At 27.9% G+C, this 21,991-nt stretch carries 19 protein-coding genes; 12 read left to right on the forward strand and 7 right to left on the reverse strand.

Annotation, left to right across the window (positions count from 1 at the left end):
* Positions 1-18 precede the first annotated feature (18 nt).
* A complete protein-coding gene (locus tag RT575_RS01795) occupies positions 19-1,398 on the reverse strand; it encodes a HAMP domain-containing sensor histidine kinase (protein ID WP_313384310.1) in 1,380 nt (459 codons plus the stop codon).
* Positions 1,395-2,072: a response regulator transcription factor gene (locus RT575_RS01800; RefSeq protein ID WP_313384309.1), complete on the reverse strand. Its 678-nt coding sequence runs from the start codon at positions 2,070-2,072 to the stop codon at positions 1,395-1,397. Before RT575_RS01800 ends, RT575_RS01795 begins: the two co-directional genes overlap by 4 nt.
* Before the next feature lie 272 nt (positions 2,073-2,344).
* On the opposite strand from RT575_RS01800, the gene RT575_RS01805 reads away from it, so the two are divergent.
* The 3 genes from RT575_RS01805 to RT575_RS01815 are packed head-to-tail and all read left to right on the forward strand — an operon-like array spanning position 2,345 to position 4,645.
* Positions 2,345-3,679, forward strand: coding sequence for a porin (locus tag RT575_RS01805; protein ID WP_313578356.1), 1,335 nt, complete (start codon positions 2,345-2,347; stop codon positions 3,677-3,679).
* A 12-nt stretch (positions 3,680-3,691) separates the two neighbouring features.
* The gene (locus tag RT575_RS01810) at positions 3,692-4,111 is read left to right on the forward strand and encodes a Dabb family protein (protein WP_313384305.1); all 420 of its coding nucleotides are present in this window, start codon (positions 3,692-3,694) and stop codon (positions 4,109-4,111) included.
* A 33-nt stretch (positions 4,112-4,144) separates the two neighbouring features.
* Positions 4,145-4,645, forward strand: a complete 501-nt coding sequence (locus RT575_RS01815) for a hypothetical protein (protein ID WP_313384304.1) — start codon at positions 4,145-4,147, stop codon at positions 4,643-4,645.
* Positions 4,646-4,806: 161 nt separating this feature from the next.
* Here the strand turns inward: RT575_RS01815 and RT575_RS01820 are convergent, their stop codons facing one another.
* Positions 4,807-7,149: a UvrD-helicase domain-containing protein gene (locus tag RT575_RS01820; RefSeq protein WP_313578360.1), complete on the reverse strand. Its 2,343-nt coding sequence runs from the start codon at positions 7,147-7,149 to the stop codon at positions 4,807-4,809.
* A 501-nt stretch (positions 7,150-7,650) separates the two neighbouring features.
* Between RT575_RS01820 and RT575_RS01825 the strand changes: the two genes are divergently transcribed.
* Together RT575_RS01825 and RT575_RS01830 are read left to right on the forward strand one after the other, a co-directional pair.
* A complete protein-coding gene (locus RT575_RS01825) occupies positions 7,651-9,327 on the forward strand; it encodes a formate--tetrahydrofolate ligase (protein WP_313578362.1) in 1,677 nt (558 codons plus the stop codon).
* A gap of 120 nt (positions 9,328-9,447) precedes the next feature.
* Positions 9,448-9,900, forward strand: coding sequence for a transcriptional repressor (locus RT575_RS01830; protein WP_313375966.1), 453 nt, complete (start codon positions 9,448-9,450; stop codon positions 9,898-9,900).
* A gap of 69 nt (positions 9,901-9,969) precedes the next feature.
* Here RT575_RS01830 and RT575_RS01835 read toward each other — a convergent pair whose 3' ends face one another.
* A complete protein-coding gene (locus RT575_RS01835; protein ID WP_313578364.1) occupies positions 9,970-11,748 on the reverse strand; it encodes an aminopeptidase P family protein in 1,779 nt (592 codons plus the stop codon).
* A 295-nt stretch (positions 11,749-12,043) separates the two neighbouring features.
* On the opposite strand from RT575_RS01835, the gene RT575_RS01840 reads away from it, so the two are divergent.
* From RT575_RS01840 to RT575_RS01870, 7 genes are all read left to right on the forward strand, one after another.
* A complete protein-coding gene (locus RT575_RS01840; RefSeq protein ID WP_313578365.1) occupies positions 12,044-13,738 on the forward strand; it encodes an OstA-like protein in 1,695 nt (564 codons plus the stop codon).
* A gap of 44 nt (positions 13,739-13,782) precedes the next feature.
* Positions 13,783-14,286, forward strand: a complete 504-nt coding sequence (locus tag RT575_RS01845) for a hypothetical protein (protein WP_313578367.1) — start codon at positions 13,783-13,785, stop codon at positions 14,284-14,286.
* Between the two features lie 2 nt (positions 14,287-14,288).
* Entirely contained in the window at positions 14,289-15,476 is a 1,188-nt protein-coding gene (locus RT575_RS01850; RefSeq protein WP_313578369.1) for an aspartate aminotransferase family protein, read from the forward strand.
* A 101-nt stretch (positions 15,477-15,577) separates the two neighbouring features.
* Positions 15,578-17,158, forward strand: a complete 1,581-nt coding sequence (locus RT575_RS01855; RefSeq protein ID WP_313578371.1) for a Na+/H+ antiporter — start codon at positions 15,578-15,580, stop codon at positions 17,156-17,158.
* A gap of 196 nt (positions 17,159-17,354) precedes the next feature.
* Positions 17,355-17,789 (forward strand): hypothetical protein, encoded by a 435-nt coding sequence (locus RT575_RS01860; RefSeq protein ID WP_313578373.1) that lies wholly within the window; start codon positions 17,355-17,357, stop codon positions 17,787-17,789.
* Position 17,790: 1 nt separating this feature from the next.
* Positions 17,791-18,267, forward strand: a complete 477-nt coding sequence (locus RT575_RS01865) for a hypothetical protein (protein WP_313578374.1) — start codon at positions 17,791-17,793, stop codon at positions 18,265-18,267.
* Positions 18,268-18,569: 302 nt separating this feature from the next.
* The gene (locus RT575_RS01870) at positions 18,570-19,466 is read left to right on the forward strand and encodes a pirin family protein (protein ID WP_313578376.1); all 897 of its coding nucleotides are present in this window, start codon (positions 18,570-18,572) and stop codon (positions 19,464-19,466) included.
* A 137-nt stretch (positions 19,467-19,603) separates the two neighbouring features.
* On the opposite strand, the gene RT575_RS01875 is transcribed toward RT575_RS01870, so the two are convergent.
* The 3 genes from RT575_RS01875 to RT575_RS01885 all read right to left on the reverse strand — a co-directional run bounded on the left by RT575_RS01875 (position 19,604) and on the right by RT575_RS01885 (position 21,964).
* On the reverse strand, positions 19,604-20,080 hold the full coding sequence (locus tag RT575_RS01875; RefSeq protein WP_313578378.1) for an RES family NAD+ phosphorylase: 477 nt from the start codon (positions 20,078-20,080) through the stop codon (positions 19,604-19,606).
* A complete protein-coding gene (locus RT575_RS01880; RefSeq protein WP_313384282.1) occupies positions 20,080-20,580 on the reverse strand; it encodes an antitoxin Xre/MbcA/ParS toxin-binding domain-containing protein in 501 nt (166 codons plus the stop codon). The genes RT575_RS01875 and RT575_RS01880 overlap by 1 nt, the downstream gene beginning before the upstream one ends.
* A 64-nt stretch (positions 20,581-20,644) precedes the next feature.
* On the reverse strand, positions 20,645-21,964 hold the full coding sequence (locus RT575_RS01885) for a solute carrier family 23 protein (RefSeq protein ID WP_313578380.1): 1,320 nt from the start codon (positions 21,962-21,964) through the stop codon (positions 20,645-20,647).
* Positions 21,965-21,991: the final 27 nt, after the last annotated feature.

Consider the following 21,991-nt stretch of genomic DNA (forward strand, 5'->3'; position numbering starts at 1 on the left):
AAAGATACAATCCATTTTTTATTCAGAAATATTATGTTCTTTTTTAAATTTAATAATGAAAGAACTTCCTATATTTTCTTCAGAAATAAGTTCAATACTTCCTTTGTGTAAGTTTATAATTTGCTGAACAATACTTAATCCAATTCCATTTCCTTGATTAAAACTTTTATTTTTTCCTCTAAAAAATAAATCAAAAACTTTTTCCTGTTCATCTTTTGGAATCCCTATACCATTATCTGTAAACTCTAATGTTAAAAGATTATCTTTATTAGAAAGAGAAACTTTACAAGATCTATCGCTTGAATATTTGCACGCATTTTCTATTAAATTTGCAAAAGCAATATATAGTAGATATTGATTGCCAATGAATTCGAAATCATTTGAAAATTCACTTAAATCAAGATTATCATAACTAACATTAACTTTATAATCATGATTTTTGTTTAGAATATAAAGTTTAGCATCAATTAGAATTTCATCTAAACGGACTTTTACAAAACTAACTTGCGAAATATCATAATTAGCTCTTGCTAAGTCAAGCAGGGCAGTTGATAAGTTTGTAGCTTTTTCGGCATCAGAAAGCGCATTATCAATAGATTGTTTATATTCATCTAATGTTACATTTAATTCTTTTGCTAATTGTAGTTCAGCGATTAATGCAGATAGAGGAGTTCTTAATTCATGAGAAATTGTAGAGACAAAATTCTTGTGCGTATTGAAAGATTTCTCTAATCGATTGAAAGTTATATTGAATGTTTCAGAAAGTTCATAAATTTCATCTTTTGTTTTGGGGAGTTTTAAGCGATGACTAAGTTGATGTTCAGAAATATCTCTAATTTGATTAATAATTCCTTTTAATGGTTTTAATGTATAATAAGAGAATATAAAACCAATACCAAAAACCACAAGAACAGAAATTACATATATAATTTTTATATGATGGATAAGTCTATGCATGTAAAATTCACCTGTAACATCTTTAGCTCGACCAAAAATATAATATTTTTTATTTTTATGAGTATATACAACTCCCATATATTGTTGATGATCTTGAGTCCATTTTGCAGTTATTCCTTTATCTAGTTTTTTCCATGCTATATTATTATCTAGAGAAAGGTTAATGTCAGAAAATATTAATTTTTTATCAGAATTATAAATACTAATATCAGCTTCATTTAATATTTTTTGATTACGAATATGTAAAAAATGAACCATATTTTCATCTATACCTGCATCAAAATAAAATTCAGCTCTCCAAGTGATTTTATATCCTAAACGATCGAAAAATTCTTCATTTTGATTTTCTTTAGAAACCCAAATAACACCATAAGCAAAAACAAAAAGAATCCCAGCTGTAAGTATACCATAAGTTAACGCTGTTCTTATAGCTATTTTCATAAATGATTAGTTAAAATAAAGCCTATACCAGCTTTTGTGTGAATTAATTTTTGATCAAAATTTTTATCTATTTTTTTTCTCAAATAAGCAATATAGACATCAATATAATTTGTTCCTGTATCAAATAAATTTCCCCAAACATTTTCTGCAATTTCATCTCTTGTGAGTACTCTTTCTGGATGTTGCATTAAAAAATGGAGTAATTTAAATTCTTTAGGAGTAAGTTCTATTTTTTGATTATCTCTAAATACATCTTTTGTATCAAGATCAATAAATAGTTTATCATAATTTAATGAATGTTCGACTTGTGTTGATATTGATCTATTAAGAATAACTTTTACACGAACGTAAAGTTCTCTCATATCAAATGGTTTTACCATATAATCATCAGCTCCTGCGTCAAAACCATTTATTTTTTCATCGGTTGAACCTAATGCAGTTAACATTAAAATTGGTAATTGTGGATATAAGTGTTTTATTTTTTTACTAAGGTTTATACCATTCATATGTGGTAACATAATATCAGTAATAACTAAATCATAAAGATTATTACTAATTTCAAAATAAGCAGTTTCAGCATCCATAAAGGAGCTAACATCATAACCTTGACTTTGTAAACCTTTTTTTATAAGCGCTGCTACTCGATCATTATCTTCTACGACCATTATTTTCATAAGATGCTTATTATAGTTGTTATTAGTAGTACAAAGATAGAGTTTCATTTATTAGATTTAACAAATAAAAATAAATGGTCAAATTTCATTAAAAATTTTAACACACTTAATAAAGTTTAAATAATTGATATACATTTATTTGTGATTTTATTGTATTATATTTATTAAAATTTATATAAAAATTCTAACAGTTTTCTAATACTTGGCTTTTGATTTTGAAAATACATTTGTCATGTAAAAAGAACAAAAAATCTATTTACAGGTTAAGAGTTATGAAAAAGAAATATTTAAAAATTGGTACTGTTGTTTTATTTACTTTCCTAGGTCTAGGAAATTTAAGTGCACAACAGAAAGTTAAGAAAAATGACTTTGGAAATCCTCCTTTAACTCATTATTTAAATGATGAACATACAAGATCAATATCATTAAGTGGTTATGCAGAGGCTTGGGCAAGATATACACAGTTAAATCCTGGAAGTATGATTAATGACCAAGAAAAATCTGAAACATCTGATTTATCATTAAGAAGGATTCGTTTAAAATTGACTTATAAGCCTACTGAAAAATTAACATTTGTTTTACAAGGTGGAGCAACTAATGTCAATTCAAACCAAAAAGGAGTTAATAATTTTGAATTATTAGATGCTTATGGAGAATATAAATTTTCTGATGCAATCCAAATAGGTGCTGGTCGTTCAACTTGGAGAGGTTTATCTCGTTTTACAACAGGACCTTTAAATACTTTATTATATGATCTTCCTGCCTATGCAACATCTAATGCAGGTATTACAGATGCAACAGTTCGTGAATTAAGCGCGTACGTTAAAGGTCAAGTAGGTAAATTTGATTACCGTGTTATTATTGCTGATCCTTATACAAACTTAATGGCTGATCCTAAATTAAATGTAGCTACAGTTAGTAGAAATGCTACAAATAAAGATTATTCAGGATATTTTAGATATGCATTTTTTGATACAGAAAATATTTCTTCACCATTTAATTCAGGTACTTACAATGGTAGTAAGAAAGTATTAAGTATAGGTGCTGGTTTTGATTATATTCATAACTTAATGTGGCATAAAGATGATACAGGAACAACACAAAATGATGATATGAAAAATTTTGCAGTTGATGTATTTTATGATGCCCCAATAAACAAAGATAAAGGAACATCTATTAGTGCTTATGCAATGGCAATGCACAATGATTATGGTCCAAATTATGTACGTTATGTAGGTACAAATAATCCTGCTACAGGTGTAAATGCAGCAAATGGAAGTCTTAATGGAGCAGGTAATGCAATGCCTATCATAGGGACAGGAAATACATATTATTTACAGGTTGGAGGAACTCTTCCATATTTTAATAAAGAGAAAAGTACTTTGCAATTACAACCTGCTGGTTCTATACAATTATCTGATTTAAAAGGATTAAAAGATAATGCAGTTATTTATGATGCAGGTATATCATTGTTATTCAATAAAATGTCTTCTAGACTAACATTTGATGCTCAAAACAGACCTATTTTCACCAATGAAGGAGGAAATGCTGTTGCAACTGATAGAAAATGGCAGTTCGTACTAAAATATAGAATAGACATCAGTTAAAAACAAATTATTATGACAACAACTAAAAAATTAAGAAGCTTAGCTTTAGTAGGATTAATGACTCTTTTATGTTCAAGTGCTGTATTTGGACAGTCTAAAAAGCATAATCATAAAGATAAACCAGTTTATTTTCATTATTTAGTTTTTTGGTTAAAACCAGATTTATCAAAAGAGCAAGTAGCTGAATTTACAAATTTCTTTGAGGGGTTAAAACAATTACCTTATCAAAAAAATTTAAGATATGGTACTCCAGCAGATTCAACACCAAGAAGTGTTTTAGATAAAACATATACTTACAATGCTTCAATGGAGTTTGATTCTTTAGAAGAATTAGAAAAATATGGTCAATTACCAGCTCATTTAGCTTTGGTAGCAAAATATAAACCATATTTTGAGAAAATGTTGGTACAAGATACCGTTTATAATCAATAAAAAATATTAAACAATATTTATAATTCATTCAAAATGAAAAAATTCGTACAAAGTGCAATGGTTGCTATTGTTATGGTAGCTTCATTCAATGCAAAAGCAAATGATCACGTGGATCCAATTAAAAAAGTTGCTCAAACAGAAAATGCAAACGCAGATAAAGAAGAAGGTTCAATTCGTGCTATTCGTTTAGTAAGTAAAGCTGATGGTTCATCATCTTATGAAGTTGGAACAATCAAAACATTACAACATTTAAATACAGCTAATCTTTGGTTCAGTAATTCTGTAGAAGATTGGGAGAAAGATACTCATAAAGCTCCGAGAAGACAATACGTAATTACATTAAAAGGACGTATCAAATTTAAAGTAACTGATGGATCTACATTTATTGTAAAACCGGGTACAGTTTTATTAGCTGAAGATACTACTGGTAAAGGACATAGTTGGGAAATGGAAGATGAAGATGACAACGAATGGGTAAGATTATATGTACCTATCGTGGATGGTAAAGAAGATTTCTTTGTTCCTAATAAATAATTTTTTTTATACCAATTAAAGCTGCTTCTTATGAGGCAGCTTTTTTATATTCTTTTTTCCCAAAAAAAATGTCAGTGAATATTCACTGACATTTTTTATTTAAGATACATTCAAATTTATTTAGTAAATTTTGTATAGATTTATAAATATATAAAAGTAACTTATCTAATTATTTTAAGTTTTGCAAAATTCAATAACAGTTTCTTTTCTCCAGCATTATCAAAGAATATAATAGCCTTCATATCATTTGGTTCACCTTGTAAATCTTTAACTACACCTCGTCCAAATCTATCATGAACAACAACCTGACCTATTTTTAATCCTAAAGCATTTTCAGTAGAACTAGAAGTTGTTTTTGTTTGGTTTACTGGTTTGAAATTTGGTCTTGGCTGAACATTTATTTTTGGTTGTTGATTTGGTTTTGTTCTAGCGACAGACTTTTCTCTAGGTTTGTAATTTTGTATATTTGGTTCATCTCCAAAAATATCAGCAGATAACCCACTATTGTTGCTATTTCTAACAGGAATGTTAAGGTTTTTCCAATCAAGAAATTCATCATCAATTTCTTCTAAAAATCGAGAAGGTTCACAATCAATAATTTTACCCCAACGAAAACGAGATACAGAATAAGTCATATAGGCAATTTTTTCTGCACGTGTAAGGGCAACATAAAAAAGGCGACGTTCTTCTTCTAACTCAGCTCTAGTATTTACACTCATCATAGAAGGGAATAAATTCTCTTCTAAACCAGCAATAAATACAACAGGAAATTCTAAACCTTTTGCAAGGTGAACAGTCATAAGATTTACTTTATTATCATCTTCTTCTTCGTTATCAGCATCAGTTGCTAAAGCAATGTTTTCAAGAAAACCACCAAGAGAAGCATCGCCATCTTCCAATTGTCGTTGTTCTTCTACATAACCTTGTATAGAGTTTAATAACTCTTGTACATTCTCTAAACGAGAAACACCTTCTGGAGTAGAATCTTCTTTTAAAGCATTAATTAATTGAGTAGTTTTTGCCATTTCCATTGTAACCTCATAAACATCATGAGATTTTAACATAACTTGGAAACGTTTTATCATCAAAGCAAAATCATTCAATTTATTTGATGTTCCAGCATTTATACCAATTAAAGGAGCATACATAGAAATATTTTCTATCAATTGGAATAAACTTATTTGTTGTTGATCTGCAGCAACTAATAATTTTGTAATCGTAGTTTGTCCAATTCCTCTCGCAGGATAATTAATGGTACGCAATAATGCTTCTTCATCATTCTGATTGATTAATAAACGCATATAAGCAACCATATCTTTTATCTCTTTTCTTTGGTAAAAAGAAGTTCCTCCAAAGACACGGTATTGTATACCTCTTTTTCTTAGAGCTTCTTCTAAAGCACGAGATTGAGCATTTGTTCTATATAAGATAGCAAAATCTTTTGGTTGTAAATGTTCATTAATTTGTCTTTCCCAAATTTGAGAAGCAATATATCGTGCTTCATCAGCATCAGAAAGACCACGATAAACAGCTATTTTTTCTCCAGATTCATTTGCAGTCCAAACATTTTTTTCTAATTGATCTTGATTTTGTTTTATAATCTGATTAGCAGCCTCAACAATCATTTGTGTAGAACGATAATTTTGTTCTAATGGATATAATTTTGCATCAGGATAATCTTGTTTAAAAGATAGAATATTACGGATATTCGCTCCACGAAAAGCATAAATAGATTGTGCATCATCTCCAACAACACAAAGGTTTTCATACCTAGAAGCCAATGCTTTCACAATTAAATATTGTGAGTGATTGGTATCTTGGTACTCATCAACCATAATATACTTAAATCGTTCTTGGTATTTTGCTAATACTTCAGGAAAACGCGTTAATATTTCATTGGTTCTTAATAATAAATCATCAAAATCCATTGCTCCAGATTTAAAACAACGATCTACATAAGCTCTATAAATATCACCCATTCTAGGTCGCATAGCTTCATTATCAGCTTCAATAAGCGATTGATTATTATGATAAGCTTTTACGGTAATTAAATTATTTTTGAACTGAGAGATTCTTCCTAAAACTTGCTTTGCTTTATATATATCTTTATCTAAATTCATTTCCTTAATGATTTTAGTCATTACAGAAATAGCATCTTGTTGATCGTAAATTGTAAAATCAGATGGATAGCCTAATAAAGGAGCTTCAACACGTAAAATTCTTGCAAAAACAGAGTGAAAAGTTCCCATCCAAAGAGATTTAGCATTTCCTTCACCAACAACTTGTCCTATACGTTCTTTCATTTCACGTGCAGCTTTGTTAGTAAAGGTTAGGGATAAAATATTAAAAGCATCCACTCCTTTATTAAGTAGATGTGCAATACGATATGTTAATACTCTCGTTTTTCCAGAACCAGCACCTGCAATTACCATTACTGGCCCTTCAGTTGCTTCAACAGCTAAGCGCTGTGGTTCATTCAACTTCTCTAAATAATTTTCTTCCATTGTATGCAAAGTTAATTGATGTAAGGTAAAGGATAAAATTTTTTTAATAATTCATGTTTATAATAATAAAAACAAAGGACTATTTTTTATTTTATGAAAAGTGTTTTTGGGCAATCCCTTCGGGACTCGCTTTCTCGTTCTCAATCTTTTCTAATTTGGTCATTGCATTTCGAGAGGCTCAATGACCAATTAGAAAAGGATTTCCACTTCAATCGCTATTGCAAATTCATTGTTAAAAGAAAATACCTGTTTAATTTAGATAACAAATATTATAGTGAATTAAACTTCTTGTTTATCTTGAATTAAAATTCACCATTTCTATTTATTAAAAATAAGATGTAAAAAAAACAGTAGGAATAATAGAATATTATCTTCTAATTTTTTCTTGATATAAAATTTAAAATAATCTCAATATTTATAATGATAAAATTCATTCTTAGATGAAATAGTAAAGATGGATTTTAATAGTATTTTTATAGAATAATATTAATTTTTTAAATTATGAGTTTTCCAACTGATTTAGAGATTGCACAATCTGCAACTATAAAACCTATCGAGCAAATTGCAACTAAATTAAATATAAGTAGAGATGATTTAGAAAATTATGGAAAATATAAAGCTAAAATTCCATTGGATTATATAGATGAACAAAAAATTAAAAAATCAAAATTAATATTAGTTACAGCTATAAATCCTACACCTGCTGGAGAAGGAAAAACAACAGTTTCTGTTGGTTTGAATGATGGTTTAAATAAAATTGGAAAAAATGCAATTGCTGTTTTAAGAGAACCAAGTTTAGGACCTGTTTTTGGGATAAAAGGGGGAGCAGCAGGAGGTGGTTATGCTCAAGTAATTCCAATGGTTGACATTAATCTTCATTTTACAGGTGATTTTGCAGCAATAGAAAAAGCAAACAATCTTTTATCTGCATTGATAGATAATAATTTACAAAATAAAAAGAATAACTTAAATATAGACCCAAAGACTATTGTATGGAAACGAGTGATGGATATGAATGATCGTAGCTTAAGAAATATAATAATTGGTGTAGGAGGTAAGAGTAATGGTATTATGAGAGAAGATGGGTTTAACATAACTCCAGCTTCCGAAGTAATGGCAATTTTATGTTTAAGTAAAGATTTTAATGATTTAAAAAATCGTTTAAGTAATATTTTTATTGGTTATACACTTCAAAAAGAGCCTATATATGCACGAGATTTAAAGGCAGAAGGAGCAATGGCAATTTTATTGAAAGATGCAATTAAGCCTAATTTAGTTCAAACTTTAGAAAATAATCCTGTTATTTTACATGGTGGTCCATTTGCAAATATAGCACAAGGAACAAATTCTATTATCGCAACTAAAATGGGCCTTTCTTTGGCAGATTACGTTGTGACTGAGGCTGGATTTGGAGCTGATTTAGGAGCCGAAAAATTTATGAATATTAAATGTTTTTATGGAGATTTAAAACCTGATTCTTACGTTATTGTTACAACTATCAGAGCTTTAAGATACCATGGAGGTGCCAAATCAGGAGAATTCGAAAATTCTAATATAGAAGCTCTTAAGAAAGGCTTTGAAAATTTAGAAAAACATATAGAAAATTCATTCAAATATCAATTAAAACCCATTATAGCTATCAATCATTTTTATAATGATTCAGAAGAAGAAATTAATTATGTTAAATCTAGATGTGAAAAATTAAATGTTATTGCAGTTGTTGCTGATGAATTTACAAATGGAGGAGAAGGGATGAAAGATCTAGCTCAAGAAGTTTTAAAATCAATTGAAGAATATAAAAATGATTTTCTTCCTCTATATAGTATAAATGATACTATAGAAAATAAAATTGAAAAAATAGCTAAAGAGATTTATGGAGCTTCAAGTGTTAATTATAGTAAAAAAGCATTAAATGAACTCAAAATAATTAATAATTTAGGATTAGATAAGTTACCTATTTGTATTGCTAAAACTCAAAAGTCATTAAGCGATGACGATAAAAAAATTGGAAGACCGAAAGATTTTGAAATTACTGTAAGAGAATTTGAATTTGCTGCAGGAGCTGGTTTTGTTATTCCTATTTTAGGTGATATGATGAGAATGCCTGGACTTCCAAGTTTCCCTGCATCTGAATTAATGGATATTGATGAAAATGGATTAATTACAGGTTTGAGTTAAGGTTATTGGGATTAAATATTTTTAAAATAATATTATGTTTTAAGTTAAAAAATACATAATTCATTAATGAATTACTTTAATAATAAAGTATAATATTGTATATTTACACAAATTTTTTATATGACAGACGAATCAGTAAAATCTAGTAATTATGAAGTAGTAAAACAAGTGTTTACGAATTTCTTAGAAGAACATGGACATCGTAAAACACCTGAGCGTTATGCTATTTTAGAGGAAATTTATTTTACAGATGATCATTTTGATATAGATATGTTGTATATCAAAATGAAAAATAAAAAATATCGAGTAAGTCGTGCAACATTATATAATACAATAGAATTATTAATGGAAGCAAAATTGGTACGTAAACATCAATTTGGTGATCAACAAGCTCATTACGAAAAATCTTATTTTGATAAAAATCATGATCATATCATATTAACTGATACAGGAGAAGTATTAGAATTTTGTGATCCTCGTATTCAAATTATAAAACAAACGATTGAAGAAGTTTTTGATATAAAAATAGATAATCATTCGTTATATTTTTATGGGACAAGAGAAAAGAAATAATTTTACAAACTAGTTATAAATAAAAAAACTCCTAAATAATAGGAGTTTTTTTTATTTATGAAATTGTATTTATATTGATTCACATTTTTCTTTTAACCAAGCAGTTTCTTTTTCATTTAAGAAAGGACTTATTTTATCAAAAACTAATTGATGATAATTATTTAACCAATTAATCTCGTCTCTTGTAAGTAAGTTAATATCAATTAATGTTTTATCAATGTGTGATAATGTAATTACCTCAAATTTATAGAATTCTCCAAATTCAGTTTTTTCATCAGGTTGAACGATTATTAAATTTTCTATACGAATACCATATTTACCGTCTCTATATAATCCAGGTTCGTTAGAAAGTATCATTCCTGGTTGTAATGTTACAGAATTTTCTTCAGTACGAATACTTTGTGGACCTTCATGCACACATAGATAATGACCAACACCATGACCAGTTCCGTGCCCAAAGTTCATTCCATTTTCCCATAATGATTTACGAGCTAATACATCTATTTGTGAACCACGAGTGTTTACAGGAAATATAGCTTCAGATAAATTAATATTTCCTTTAAGAACTAGCGTATAATCTATTTTTTGTTGAGCAGTGGGTTCTCCTAAAATTAGAGTACGAGTAATATCAGTTGTTCCTTCTAGAAATTGAGCTCCAGAATCAATAAGTAACATATTATCTCTACGAATTGTATATGCTGATTCTTCAGTTGCAGAATAGTGATTTATAGCTCCATGATCCGCATATCCACAAATGGTTCCAAAGCTAGCACCCTTAAAATTTTCTTGTTGAGCACGAAATTCAATTAATTTCTTTTCAATTGTAACTTCATTTATTTCATTAGTATCAACATTCTCCTCTAACCAAATAAAAAATTTAGTCAATGCAACACCGTCTTTTACCATTGCTTTTCTAAAACCTTCTAATTCAATTTCATTTTTTACAGCTTTCAAATAAGTTGCTGGAGAAGCACATAACTTTATTGTACTTTCAGTAGGAACTGCTTCAAATAAAGATTGATTAATTCGATTTCCATCAATTAGAACATGAGCGTTTTTAGTTAACTCTTTTAGATAGTCATATATTGCTAAATATGGTAGAATGTATATACCTTCTTTTTCTAATTCTGTTTTTACTTCTTTTTTTACTTTTTCTTCGTCTATAAATAAATATGCTTTATCATTATCTACAACTGCATAAGAAATTGCTAATGGATTGTAATTAACATCATTTCCACGAATATTGAATAACCATGCAATTTCATCTAATGAATTTAATATGTATACATTAGTTTTGTTTTTTTGCATTTCATTTCTTACTTCAATTATTTTTTCTGAAGCAGATTTTCCTGCATATTTTTTTTCAAATAAAAATATTTCATTTTTTGGTAAACCTTCTCTATCAGACCAAGCTTCATCAATTAAATCTATAGATTTTACATTAATTTCATTAAAATTAAAATCGTTATAGCTATCTAAAAATGAATTATGAGAAAACATCTGAGGGTTTAAACCTACAATTTCTCCTTTTTTTAATTGATTTATTATCCAATCATTAATACTTGGAGTTTCTGGCAACTTCATTTTCATTAATTCAAATGTAGTATCTTTCAATTGTTCTTCAGCCTGAATAAAATATCTTGAATCTGTCCATAGTGCTGCTTTATCTAAAGTTACAACAGCTGTTCCAGCTGACCCATTGAACCCTGAAATCCACTGACGCTCTTTCCATTTATTTGGTAAATACTCACTTCCATGTGGATCCGTACCAGGTATTATAGTTGCACTTATTCCATTTTTTTTCATAGTATCCCTTAAAGCAGAAAGTCTATCCTTAATTGTGTCCATTGTAATTTTATTTATAGTAATTTCTATTAAAACTCGAAGGTACAAATTACAAAGCTCAATGAAAATAAATATTATAATTATTTAGTATATAAATCCTAAATAGTCTATAGGTATAATAGGATTAACGTTTAATTATTATTGTTAATATTCAAATTGAAAGAAAAACTTAGACTTGTCAATTTCCTTTTTTTCTTTTTAAATAATTGTTGATTTTAATTATATACATATACTTATGAAGAAAATATTTTTGAGTAGAAAAAAATAACACTAATTTTGAACGTTTTTAGTTGATAGAATGACAGAATATAATTTTAAAAAAATAAAACCATTTAGCTTTGATAATCAATTATTTATTAAAGTTTTTTTCTTTGTGTTATTAATGTTTAGTTCTTTTTTGTTTGCCCAACAAAAGCCCAAAAAGGCTAAAGCAAATTTGAAACATGCAGATTTTATAACCAGAAATCCTGATAGATTTGAAGGAAATCAATTTCTTACTGGTAATGTTGCTATTGAGTATAAGGGAGATATGATTTATGCTGATAGTGCAGTGCTTTATCAAGATAAAAATTTAGCTGTAGCTTGGTCTAATGCTAAACTTGTTAGTAAAGACAAAACAATAACAGCAAAAAAGATGGAGTATGATGGACAAACTACTATTGCAAAAGCTTTTGAAAATGTTGTTTTAACTGACCCAAGTTCTAGAATATTATCAGATTATATGGAATATAATCGTACAACAGAAATAGCAATAGGTATAGGTAATGTTGATGTTAAAACTCCTACACAACAGATATATGCAGATAAAATGATTTATGAGCGATTAACAGGAAATATTATTGTTAATGATACTTATAGAACAATTGGTTCTGACGGAACAATGGTAGAAGGTAAAAATGTTATTTACAATGTTAAAGAAAAATCGACAACATTTGGTTCAGAAGTTTTTATTACAAATAAAGACTATACGATTTATTCAAGAAAAATGACAACAAATGATATTACTGGAATAACAACTTTTAGAGATTACTCAAAAATAACAAGACGTGACGATCCTTCTCAGTATATAATTACATCAGATGGTGATTTTAATAAAAAAACAGGAGAAGCTTGGTTAAGAAATAATTCAAAAGTTTATTATCAAAATAAAATATTATCAGCTGAAAAACTCTATTTTAATGATAAAACAGGATTTGGTAGAGGAGAGAAGAATGTTGTATTAGATGATCCTTTAGAAAAACGAATTCTGAAAGGTGATTATGGAGAAGCTTATCGTTATTTGGATTCTGCTTATGTTACAAAAAATGCATATGCAATCAAGTCTTTTGATCAAGATTCACTTTATATTAGTGCTGACACATTATTAGCAGTAAAAAGACATGATGTAGATTCTACATCTATTGTAAAAGCATTTCATAAAGCTAGATTTTATAAATCTAATGCAAATGGAAAAGCTGATTCTTTGATTTACAATCAAACAAAAGGAGTAATGCAATTTTATAAAGATCCAATTATGTGGTCTGGAGATAGTCAAGTTACAGGTAATTTTATGGAAGCTTATACAAATGCTAAAACTGAAAAAATTGATTCCATGAAAGTTTTTAATAATGCATTTGTAATTGCTAAAGTTGATTCTTTGGTAGAAAATGAATACCATCAGATAAAAGGAAAATATTTAACAGTATTATTTCATGATGATAAAATTGATTTTGTTAATGTCGAAGAAAATGCTGTTGCATTAACATATATGGATGATACTGATGAAAAAACCAAACAAAAAGAACGTTATGGAGTGAACATTTCTTATTGTGGAATTATTGAAGCAGATGTTGTTGGAAATGAAGTTGAGTTAATTGCTTGTCGTGTGAAATCTGATGGAAAAATGTATCCTTTGTCTAAATTTCCTGAAGAACTTCGTTACTTACCTGATTTTAAATGGAGGATAGGTGAGCGTCTAAATACATGGAAAGATATTTTTGTGGAGTCAAAATAAAATCTTTTTAATTTTTATTCGTTACTACTTAAACATCTTAATTTATGAAAAAAACATTAATTGTATTTGTCTTTACATTAATTTTATCTAGCTGCTATAGTTATGTAGCTTTTGAACCTGAAAATATTGAATCATTAAATAATAATTCAAATGAAAACACAAATTTAGTTGGAAATAAATTAAAAAATGTTAGAAATACAAATGTTCAAGTTCTTAATGAAGAAGATATTTCAAATACAAAAAATAAAGAAAAACCCAAAACTTCACCAGTCGAACTAGATCTTTCTAAAGTTAAAATAACAGATATTATAAAAATAAATCAGTTTTATAAAATTGATGTAAATAATAAATACTATAAAATAGAAGCTAAACAATGGAAAGCTGATACATTATATGCTATTAAGAAGGGAACAAAAGAAGAATTAAAATTTCATAAGGATGAAATTAAAGATGTAAAAATTAGAAAATTTTCAAAAGGAAAATCTGATGCTCTTACTGTAGCAGCCTATGCTCTGGGAGGAATTGGAATTTTTCTATTATTAAAATAAGAATGGGAATATTAAAAGACGAATTTTTTAAATACCAAGCACAAACAACAAATTTTGCTTCTGGTTTTGAAGTTGATTACGCAAAGGGCTCTTATATCTACGGTAAAGATGGAAGAGCCTATCTTGATTTTGTAGCAGGAGTTTCGGTAAATACATTAGGACATAGTCATCCTCGTATTAATCAAGCTATAATTAATCAAGTAAATAAATATATGCATGTTGCTGTTTATGGTGAGTATGCACAAGAAAATCCTGTTGAGCTTTGTAAACGTTTAGTTGAATTAACACCAGAGGGTTTAGAGCAAGTTTATTTAGTTAATTCAGGTACAGAAGCAATAGAAGCTTCTTTAAAGCTTGCTAAAAGGTTTACTGGACGAAGACAATTAATATCTTTTAGAAATGCTTATCATGGAAATACACATGGTTCTTTAAGTGTTTCTGGTGACGAAAGAAAAAAAGCAGCTTTCAGACCTTTATTACCAGAAGTATATTTCATAGATTTTAATAATGAGGATGATTTACAAAAAATAACAACAGAAACAGCAGGTGTTATTGTAGAAAGTATTCGTGGTGCATCAGGTTTTCGTTTACCAGAAAATGATTTTTTTATAAAATTAAAAAAACGTTGTGAAGATGTAGGTGCTTTATTAATTATGGACGAAATACAACCTGGTTTTGGAAGAACAGGTAAATTGTTTGGTTTCGAACATTTTGGAATTGTACCTGATATTGTTGCAATGGGAAAAGGTATGGCAAGTGGTTTACCAGTAGGAGCTTTTATGACATCAAATGAAATTATGGCTTCATTGAAACAAAATCCTCAATTAGGACATATTACAACTTTTGGTGGTAATCCTGTTATTGCTGCGGCTTCATTAGAATTATTAAATGTATTAGAAGATGAAAAACTAATGGAGGATATTGATAGAAAAGAAACATTATTTAGAGAACATCTTCAGCATCCAAAAATTAAAAAGATTCATGGTAAAGGATTAATGCTTGCTCCAGAAGTTAAAGATGTAGATTATGCTTTACGAGTTGCAGCTGAATGTATGAATAGAGGATTAATTATTTTTTGGTTGATGTATAGTATTGAAACTTTACGTATAACACCTCCAATTAATATTTCTGATGAAGATATAATTAAAGGATGTAATATATTAAAATCAGTTCTAGATGACTTAAATTAAATATTTATTAAAATATATTTAAAAAATTATTTTACAATCAGTTATATATTATTTATTTAACTGATTGTTTTATTTTTTCAACAAATTAAAAACCTAAACTAATGAACTACTTACCTTTTCTATTAGCAATAATATTTCTAATTGTATTATTAAATATTATTGCTAATAAATTAAAAATAGCTTATCCCATTTTACTTGTTTTAGTAGGGTTAGCTATTAGTTTTATTCCAAATTTACCTGTTGTAAAAGTTGATCCAGATTGGATTTTCTTTATTTTTTTACCTCCATTACTATTTGAAGCATCTTGGAATGCTTCTTTAAAAGAAATGAAAAAATGGTGGAGAATGATTGGTAGTTTTGCATTTTTAGTTGTTTTATTCTCTGCATTTTTGGTAGCTATTGCTTCTAATTATATTATTCCTGGTTTTACAATTGCTTTAGGTTTTGTTCTTGGAGGAATTGTTTCTCCTCCTGATGCAGTTAGTATAGCAGCTATAACAAAATTTGTAAAAATACCTAAATCAACTTCAGCTATTTTAGAAGGAGAAAGTTTATTAAATGATGCCTCTTCACTTATCATTTTAAGATTTGCTTTAGTGGCTGTTGGAACAGGGCAATTTATAATTTCTCATGCTATATCAGAATTTTTATGGATGATAATTGGAGGTGTTACTGTAGGTTTAATAATAGCTTTTTTATTTATACAATTTCATAAACGTTTTTCTACAGATACATCTTCTTCAATTATATTAACTGTAATAGAACCATATATTATGTATTTTATAGCAGAAAAAATGGAATGTTCTGGTGTTTTGGCAGTTGTAGCAGGAGGATTATATATGTCTCAAATGAAAATGACATTTATGAACAGTACTACAAGATTGAAAAGTATTAGTTTTTGGGAGGCTTTTTCTTTTTTATTAAACGGAATTGTGTTTTTTATAATAGGCTTAGAGTTACCAGAAATTGTTACTGGTATTCATTCTAAAGGAATATCTATAACAACAGCAATATGGTATGGAGTTATTGTTACAGTTATATTGATCATCTCTAGAATTATAAGTTCATTTGCAGGAATGCTTGCAACAATTATTTTTAGACCAAATATAGCTTCAAAAATGAATTTAACAATTAGAAATTTTAGAGGACCTCTAGTACTTGGTTGGACAGGAATGAGAGGAGTTGTTTCTTTAGCTGCAGCATTATCAATTCCTCTATATTTAGAAAATGGAGAAATATTTCCTCAACGAGATTTAATTTTATTTATAACTTTTGTTGTGATATTATTGACTTTAGTTATTCAAGGATTAACATTACCTTTTATAATTAGAAAAATGAAACCATTTAGAAATCTAGATGAAAATACAGAAATTTCTAGAACAAAAATAAAGTTAGGTTTAAAAACTCATATTTATGAGCAACTTAAAATTAAATATGAAAATTGTGATTTAAAAGAAAATCTTGTTATGCAAAGAATTTTGAAATATTGGGAAGATCAATCTAAAGCACAAGAAACAAAGTGGATTGATGAAGATATAAAAGATGTTTTAATTGAAATTTTTGAGCTACAACGTATTTATTTAAGTGAATTAAATAAAGATCCTGAAATTGATGAAGATTTGATTCGTCAACAAATTCATCAAATTGATTTAGAAGAAGAGCGAATAAAATATATAAAGTAATTTAAGTATTATTGTAATATATTTTATTTGAAGTTTAAAATTTTTAATTTTGCAAATAAAATAGCCAGTTTTGATTAACAAGCGCATTATAAAATTTATAACAATATTAATCATATTTGTTATACAGTTTTTATTTTTATTTGCAATACTCAATGAAAGAATAAAACATTATGCAGTACCATATATTATTGTTATTATGTTACTTCTTTTACTTGTTGTTTATAAAAAATTTCCTTTACATCATCAAGAATACTCATTTGATAAAAAATCATTAGTTTTTTGGATTCCTATTGCAGCTATAATAACTTATATATTAAACAATCAGTTTGCTCTTGGAGGAGTTTTTTCTGCAGGAATTGTAGGAACTTTAGGTTCTTATTTGACAAAATTAAATCCTAGATCAGAGTATTTAAAACAACTAGCTGGACCTATATATTGTGGTGCGTTTATAGGAATGACCTCATTAGAATTTAAATATGTTTATTTTATGATTATGACTGCAGGTATTATAACTGCAATCTTATTTTTCGCAACAAAATCTCTTTTTGTTGGTGTAGGAGGTAAGCTTGGTACATTAGCTTTCGTTGGTGTATTACTAAGTATGCTATTGTTTAAATTAATTTTTGGTTGATATGTTAGTAGAGTTTATAATTTTTACAACCTCATCAATATTAGCAACATTAGTTACTTATGTTTTAAATATTCATTTAAAGCAAGGACCAGTAAGAGCATCAGCTTTAATAGCATTATTCGTAGGAGGATTTTTTCATTTTTTTCCTACAATTTTTTCTACTCTATATACACAAAATATTCCTTTGTATGTAATTGGAGGAACTTTCATTGGAATGGTTTCATCTACAATTAATATTAGTTATTTTTCTCTATTATTTTCACCAATTCTTTTTTCTGTTTTATTACATTTTACAAGTAAGTTATTTACTGGTTATGGTGGAGCTTTAGGAACAACTGCATGTATTTCTTTAATGTGTACAATGGCATTTCCTATTATTACGAAAAATAAAAAAGTAACCTATGGTTATCGTCTTATTCGTATTATTTTTAAGAAGCAAAGAAGAAAAATTATAATTAAAAGGAAATTTAAAGCTTAATTAAAGTATAACATTAATGTATAAATGTTAAGTTATATTTTGATCTGTACTTTTATCCATTTTTAAGTATTTGTAAATATTTACAAATACTTAAAAATGGATAAAAGTTTATTATTTAATTATTTATATTTTTTAAAGCATTTTGTTTAAATGGATATATGTTCGCTTATAATTGATTAGCTATATAAAAAAATTAAATTTCATCTAAATATTTTACCTTTAGTATTATGCTTTTTTTTAGTATTTTATATTAATTCTTTCATTTATTTCTTACTTTTAGTAAATACTTAAATAATAAAATAATGTCTAATGTTGGATTAATAATAGAAGAAAAAGCGGCAAATATAGGTAATTTTTTAGTTGGAAGATTATTGCCTTTTAAGCAAAAAAGACATGTAGGACCATTTGTTTTTATTGATCATATGGGACCTACAAAATTAAAAGATTATCAGAATTTAGATGTTGGCCCTCATCCGCATATTGGTTTGTCAACTTTGACATATTTATTTGAAGGAGCTATAATGCATCGTGATAGTTTAGGTACAGAATTAGAAATAAAACCTGGAGCTGTAAATTGGATGACAGCTGGTAAAGGAGTAGTACATTCGGAGCGAACACCTGAATATTTAAGAACAACAGATAAGGTTTTGCATGGATTGCAGATATGGATTGCTTTACCAAAAGAGTTAGAGCACACAGAACCTAGTTTTGTTCATGTTGAATCTAATAAATTACCAGAGTGGTCGACTGATGATGCAGATTTTAAGTTGATTGCTGGTGAGTTTGCTGGCTATAAATCTAAAGTTCCTGTTTATTCTCCTTTATATTTAATTGAAATAAGAGCAAAAAAAGATTTTACTTTTTCTAATACGAAAGATTTATATGGTGAGAGTGCTCTTTATATTCTAGAAGGTGAAATAAAAGATGGTGATACAAGTTATGGAACAAAACAATTACTAGTTGCTGAAGATTCTACTTTATGCCAATTTGAAGTAAAAGCTAATTCAGTAATCTATATATTTGGTGGAGAAAAATTACCAGAAGAACATTTTATTTTTTGGAACTTTGTAAGTTCTGATAAAGAAGTTATAGAAAAAGCTAAGAATGATTGGATTAATCATAAATTTCCTATTATTCCTACAGATAAAGATGACTATGTTCCTCTTCCTGATCCTTTATTAAATTCTAAATTGAAGTAGAATTTTTTTATTGATTTTTTGTTTGCGTTATTTGTTTTAAGAAACTTATTAGCGAATAAAAGATATAACTAAAAACATGCTCAAACGTCTGAAATAAATATAAAAACTTAGGCTTTGTTATTTTCAACAAAGCCTAATTACTTTTTATTTGCACTTAATCTAGGATCAAATAAGAAAGGATATTTTTTTGCTACTTTTATTCGTTTTATATCATGGTGTAAAGGATTTATAAGATAATTATACTCTTGTGAGATTATACTACTTGGAACTTTTAGAATTGCAGCATTATTTTCTAAAACAAAATCGTCACCAATTGTTTGTGTAGATAAAATAGGTGGTTTTGCATCCCAATTTTTAGGTAAATCTTCTAGAGCAACTTCTAAGATTAAAATATTATCAGGAATCTCTATTTCTACCATATATCTATCATTTGGTAAATCTTCAATCAAATCTAAATGGACTGAAACTTCTAAAGTAGAAAGAGCTCTACTATCTGCTGTGTAAACTAATCTTGTGTTTAAGCTGTTCCATCTGAAACCAGGAGAAAGCGATGCACCAATACCTTTTAATGTATCTTTTAGATATTTTTCTCTTTCAATCCTATATACAATCATTAAGCAAGGTTTCCGTATTCTAATCGATTAAGACTGTATTTTACTTCATTAATTCCTGTAACAGTATCTAAAAGACTCTCTGGCGTTGATCCACCTAATGAAACATTAGATTTGTATAACCATCGTTGAAATTTATCAATTTCATTGTTAAAAACTTCTGTTCCGTAATCTATTAATTCAGAAATTAATATAATTAATTCACTATCTCTACTATCCAATAACGAATGTTCTACTTTCTTTTTATTATACGTAGTTTGTGGAACACCAATTATTTTTAGTATTGATTTTACAGGTTTATTTAAACGTTCACTAATGACTTCAATAGATTGATAAGGAATACCTTCTCTAATGATATTTACACGTTCTAACTTATTATTCCAAGTATAAATTTTATTATCAGATTCTAGTTTCCAAGATTTATCTAAAGCTCCTTTTGTACGAGCTTTATTAATACTTCGTTTAGTATTAAAGCGTTGTATATTTTTTACTTCTGTAGGCATAGCAGTAATTTTGTTCTAAATATACAACATTTTTGTTGCTTTATAAAATTTTAAATAAATATATTTAATCTTCATCAAACATTTCTTTAAATGAAACAAACTCTCTCCCAGGAAGAATTAAGTTTAGAATAACACCTATGATTGAAGCTAATGCCATTCCTTCTAAAGAAAATAAGTCACCAATATGAATTGCTGCTCCACCAATCCCTATTATTAAAATAACAGATGAAATAATAAGATTTCGTTTTATTTTAAAATCTACTTTATTTTCGATTAACATTCTTAAACCACTTGATGCAATGATTCCAAATAATAAGATAGATACTCCACCCATTACTGGAGTTGGTATAGTTGTTAATAGAGCTGAAATTTTTCCACAAAAACCAAATAAAATAGCGAAACATGCTGCACCAATAAATACATAAATACTAAAAGCCCTTGTAATAGCTAGAACTCCAATATTTTCTCCATATGTTGTACTTGGAGGACCACCTAAACACGCAGCAATCATTGTAGCAACACCATCTCCAAGCATAGAACGATCTAAACCAGGATCTTCTATTAAATCTTTTTCTACAACTTTACTCAAAACTAATTGATGACCAATATGTTCCGCGATAGGAACTATAGTAACAGGAATCATAAGAAATATCACATACCATGATAGTGAAGGAGTATAGTCTATAAATGGAAGAGTAAATTCAGGAATCAAAAACCATTTTGCATTTAATACAGGATCTAAATCAACAACCCCCATAATTATAGAAAATAAATACCCACCAATAATACCAACTAGTACAGGAATTACACTCAAAAAACCACGACTAAATATAGCAGTGATAATTGTAATGATTAAAGTAACAAAACCAATTGTAACATATGTTAAATCATAATTTCCCGTAGGGTTATTCATAACCATTTTTATTGCAGTAGAAGCAAGTCCTAATCCTATAACCATAATTACAGGTCCAACAACAATGGGAGGAAGTAATTTCATAAGCCATTTAGTACCGGCTTTTGCAATTAATAAAGCAACTAAAGAATAAGTAACTCCGACCAAAAAACTTCCAACTAAGAAACTTCCAAAAACTACACCACTATCAGGTTTTGCTTCCATAGCTTTCATAACAATAATAGGATTAATAAAAGCAAATGATGAACCTAAATAAGATGGAACTTTACCTTTTGTAATCAATATAAAAACCAATGTTCCAATTCCGCTTGATATAAGCGCGATAGATGGACTCATGCCTGTTAGTGAAGGAACAAGAACAGTTGCGCCAAACATAGCAAAAAGGTGTTGTATACTAAGTAAAACACCTTGTCCTAATTTTGGTTTCTCATTGATGGCCAAGATAATTTTTTGATTTTTCTTTAGACTCATATCTAAGTATTGAAGTTATATATTTTG

Source organism: Chishuiella sp., from assembly GCF_032109125.1.
Lineage (GTDB): Bacteria > Bacteroidota > Bacteroidia > Flavobacteriales > Weeksellaceae > Empedobacter.